Origin of the sequence: Rhodococcus sp. EPR-157, from assembly GCF_001647195.1 — a bacterium.
Lineage (GTDB): Bacteria > Actinomycetota > Actinomycetes > Mycobacteriales > Mycobacteriaceae > Rhodococcoides.
The window spans coordinates 1-4,401 of record NZ_LVCV01000296.1; the positions used below are offsets into that span (position 1 = coordinate 1).

The 4,401-nt window shown below is 61.7% G+C and carries 4 protein-coding genes; 2 read left to right on the forward strand and 2 right to left on the reverse strand.

The window, feature by feature from the left end; all coding sequences use genetic code 11:
- Both A2J03_RS13650 and A2J03_RS13655 read right to left on the reverse strand, forming a co-directional pair.
- Positions 1 to 326, reverse strand: a 326-nt coding sequence (locus A2J03_RS13650; RefSeq protein WP_156520375.1) for a hypothetical protein, incomplete at its 3' end; no start/stop codon positions are given.
- On the reverse strand, positions 323 to 1,810 hold the full coding sequence (locus A2J03_RS13655; RefSeq protein WP_068374729.1) for a hypothetical protein: 1,488 nt from the start codon (positions 1,808 to 1,810) through the stop codon (positions 323 to 325). The genes A2J03_RS13650 and A2J03_RS13655, both read right to left, overlap by 4 nt.
- Positions 1,811 to 2,023: 213 nt before the next feature.
- Here A2J03_RS13655 and A2J03_RS13660 point away from each other — a divergent pair, with 213 nt between their 5' ends.
- The gene (locus A2J03_RS13660; RefSeq protein ID WP_156520376.1) at positions 2,024 to 2,833 is read left to right on the forward strand and encodes a hypothetical protein; all 810 of its coding nucleotides are present in this window, start codon (positions 2,024 to 2,026) and stop codon (positions 2,831 to 2,833) included.
- 221 nt (positions 2,834 to 3,054) lie between these two features.
- Positions 3,055 to 4,401, forward strand: a 1,347-nt coding sequence (locus A2J03_RS13665; protein WP_197480758.1) for a tetratricopeptide repeat protein, incomplete at its 3' end; no start/stop codon positions are given.

Below are 4,401 nucleotides of genomic sequence, written 5' to 3' on the forward strand. Positions count from 1 at the left end.
GGAGACATCCACCAGCGTGCGACCGCTGCGGTTGTAGCGCGCCGTGTCCAGTCGGCATCGAGATGAAAAGCTTCGCAACTGATCACGGCTCCGGACCCGTCGGATTCGACGATGTGCGCGAGGTCGGATTCGGTACACGCTCGCGCGAGCGAGCCCACGTCGCCCTCGCGCGCGATGGTCCATCCCATCAGCGTCGACGGATCCGCTGCATCAACGACGACGTTCACTCCAGGCGCCAGTTCGAGGAAGACTTCTGCTACCGCGGGCGCGGTGTCGCCGTCCCAGTGCATTCCTGCGTCGTCGACGCGGATCGGGTGGCGGCTCATACCGCTTTGCCCGTCAGGCGATCCCACGCGACTCGATGTCCGCGCAGTGCGCTCAGTACGTCGGCGGTCTTCTCGGCCCACGTCTGACCCGGCTTCCTACTGCCGACCAGGTCGACACCATCGTTGCCGAAGACGTCGTCGTCGTGAATAACCGAAGCGAGCGCGCCCCTCGTCAATTGCAGGGCCAAAGTAATCGATGCGGTGCGCGTCGGTGCCAACGTGTCGGATGGGCGCACTTGGTCGTACCTCTCACGGAGGGTCTGCTCGAGCGCGCTCGCACCGTGTCCGGCGACCGAGCCGGCGTCTGCCAAGATCTCGAGCGCTATCGCCCGCTCCCAGCACATCGCCCGCCCATCCCACTTCCAACTCCACGCATTGTCCGATTCGATTGGAGTTTGTGCCAAGTACGAACTGGCCTGTGAGAATAGGGTCTTGGTTTCTGTGCTGCGGTAGCCGAGTTCCAGATGCGCGGTGTCCAATTCGCTCGCTGACTTCCTCGCGCTCTCCCTGATCAGCGCACGCTGCAGGTCCTGCCTCGCACGCGCGAAATTCGAACCGTAGACCTCGGTTATCGTGTTTTCGTCCAGCTCGACGGAATCCATATGGAGTCTGAGCAGGTTCCGTCGCGCGCGACGCCACGCCTCGCCTCGCACGTCCGCGGTGGTGTAGAGGGTGCTGCCTTCGAGTAGGGGCAAATCCGAACGGAATCGACTGGAACTTGCTCCTGTCAGGAAGCGGTCGAGCTTGTCCTCCACGTAGGAGATCTCGTGCTCGGCCGGGAGGCGATCCGACACGTCAGCTTCTCCATATAGCTCGGTAAGTCGCTCGATTGCAGCAGCGATCGAGTCGGAGACCTTGTCGTCGGATGAATCGTCGATACGTTCGCGATACTCCGTCAGCTTTCCGTTGTACGAGCGCATCGACGCCGCGACGATCGCCGAACGATAGCGGTTCGGGTTGTCGATATAACGGTCCGCGTGGTTACGGGATTTCACGACTGTGCCGCATGCCTCCGAGTTGACCATCGCGTGGCGAGCGGCGGTCCGCGGTGGACCGTCCTCGTACTTGCGCAGCACCTGCGCAATCCTTGCAGGTAGTCCGACAGGGCGTTCCAGGCGGACGTCGGCAACGACGCCGGCAGAGCATCGGGCAAGAGTGTCCCCGTATTCGACAGCGACGGCACTCACCAGATCCCACACATCGACGCCACCGAGAACTTCGTTGGTGCCCAGCCGCAAGCGTCGAGAAGCTTCCGACGAAAACCGCTGCGCGACCCACTCCGCAGACCCCAACGTCCCCATCCAGGCAGCCAAGTCTTCGGCCAGGTGTTTTACATTGGGCTTCGGCTCCGCAGTCTCTCTGACCCACAGAGCGATCAGCTGGTTGCGCGAAATGGACTCTTCGGCGAAACGACCCCTGTCTAGCTCTCTGCCCACCCACCATCCACTGGTTGCCCAGTCGGTGTTCGCCGACTGAGGGGGCATGTCATCGACTCCTTCGGTTTCTGCGGGACTGGGCCATGGTGCCAAGAAAACGCCGCCCCGCCCAGCAATGTCATCTATACGAACGACAGCGGTGTCCGTCCAACGTACGACTGCCGCGAGCGGTCGATCTGGGCGATCATGAAACCCGAACTCGAGGCCTCGATGTGTCTCGCATCACCGCGCCCGCGGCGTGGTCCAGCGGAAGTGAGCGGCATGACCGCGGTTGTAGTCATCTTGGGAATCGCAATGATGCTGACCTACTTCGTTCTCGGCCGCAGATCTATCGATACATCCGAAACGAGACCGAAAACGCTGTCGGGGTTGTACCCCTATGGAAGCGCCTTTCTGGCGGGATTCGTGGCGACCGCCGCATTGATTCAGATAGGTGGATCGGGATCAATTGCGGTCGGTTCGGCTGGAACGCTTGGATTGATCGTCGCAGTGTTCGCCCTCGCAACTGGTTGGCTACAGAATTTTCCGCCAGTCGAATTGGGTAAAGACCTGCTGTATTCCGTTGTCGGTCTTGCAGCCCTGATACCGGCTCTGTCAAGTGTCACCGCGCCGACAATCTGCGGGGTCGAGAGTAATGCTCCATTGCGGATCAGCGTGATAGCACTTTTCCTTGCTCTCGCAGTCCTCTGCGGTGGCTTCGGCTTCTATCTTCGACCCAAGCGAAACTTGGCCGTCAGCAGCGTCGGACTGAGCTGGTTCGGTGCCAGTGAGATCATCCTGTTCTTGGCCTCTCCGGTCGGGTTGGCAGGCGGGCCCGGACCTGAAATCGCCGGTATCGTCGGGGCCGTCGCTCTGGGAGCAATCATCGGATTCGCCCCGGAGTACGGCTTGTTGACGGTAGGCGTGGGGCTTGCTTGCGTCTTCCTGTTGACCTCGGCGACGGGGACGACGTTGGACTGCCAGCATGTCGATTCGCTCGGCTCGGTCACTGTTTTCACTACCTACGCGGTCGTGTTCGGCCTCGGACGTTTTGTGATCGGGAAAGTTCGCACGGGGAGGGTGTCCAGATGACGCCCGAGACCGCATCTTTGGATGCAGAGATATACGCGGGTGTCCGCTTGGTAGAGGAGGGTCGCGCGCGCGACGGACTGCACGTATTGGAACAAGCGTTAGCCGGGTGCGAGCAGGCGGGTGATGTGCGTCGTATCGGGTTGTGCTTGAGTTGGGTCGGCGCTGCCCATGCTGAACTTGGGTCGACTGAGCTGTCCATAAGATCTCTACACCGAGCGATCGTGAATTCGTCGAGTGCGGACGACGTTCCTCTCGAGGCGGACTGTAGGGGATTGCTGGGTCTGGTGTTGTTCGACGGCGGCCACAACGAGGACGCCGCCGAACAACTTCGTCACGCATGCGCGCTGAGCAAATCGTGCGGCGACATCGAGTCCGAAGCATATTGTTCGAGCTCACTTGCCGAAGTGTACGAAGCGATGAACTGCTCTGAGCCGGCGAGAATGTTGTATCGGCTGGCGGCCGAGCTCTTCTGGTCGGTCCACTATGCAGCCGACTCGGCCGAGAACCGGGAAAGTGCCGGTTTGTGTTCGATCGATCTAGGCGAGGCAGAAGCTGCGCTGGACGACTTCGGCTTGGCTTGTGAGCTGTTCGCGCGCGAAGGCGATGACCTCGCTGTGGCACGCTGCCGCTTCTTGCTCGGTGTGTGTTCCGTCGAGGACGACCCTGCCGGGGCTGAACGCAACTTGAAAGCCGCGATCGACTACCTCGGCGCGCCCGAACATGCGGAGCTGGAAGGGGATTGTTGGGAACAACTGGGCGACCTGTATCTCGACGCTCAACGCGTCGACGAGTCTTTCACAGCCTTCGAGAACGCCCTTGCCCTCCACGAGCGAACCGGGCGAGCTATGCGCAGCGCACACTGCTACAAGCAGGTCGGCCGACTACACGCACACCTGCGAGCGGTCGGACCCGCTGTCGAGTCGTTCGAGGCGGCACGCAACCTGTACGCAGATGTCGATCCTGGCGAAGCCGTAGACCTCGACATCATGCTCGGTCGCATCTTCGAGGACCTCGGACAGTATTCTGCCGCGATATCCAGCTACACCCGAGCCCGGCGCACCAGTGCCCAACTGGATGACGCCGTTGCGACGGCGTTGTGCGACATGAACACCGGCACCGTGCGGATGCATCTCGGCGAACACGACACGGCGCGAGCTCTTCTGATTGGCGCTGCCGACACCTTCGCACGGTACGAGGCGCGCGTCGAGGAGGCGCAGTGCCTGCGATACCTTTCGTCCGTTCAACCCAGCACTACGCAGGAGAGCGCAGAGTTGCTCGCCAAGTCCCTGCGGCTGATCGACGGCCTGGGTGAGGTCGAACTGGAGCTCGACTGTCGCCAGGACCTCGCGCTCGTCCAGTTCGTGCGGGGTAACTACGAGCGCGCGGTGTTGGAGTACGAATCGGTGCGAGAGGCATTCCTCGGCCTCGAGATGCACGAGAAGGCGGGGTTGTGCTTGCAGAGCGTCGGAATGTGCCTGATGAGCATGGGACGCTACGAGAAATCCGAACGCGCACTGATCGAATCGAGGGCCGTTTTCGTCAGGCACGAAATCCCGGCTGCAGTCGCC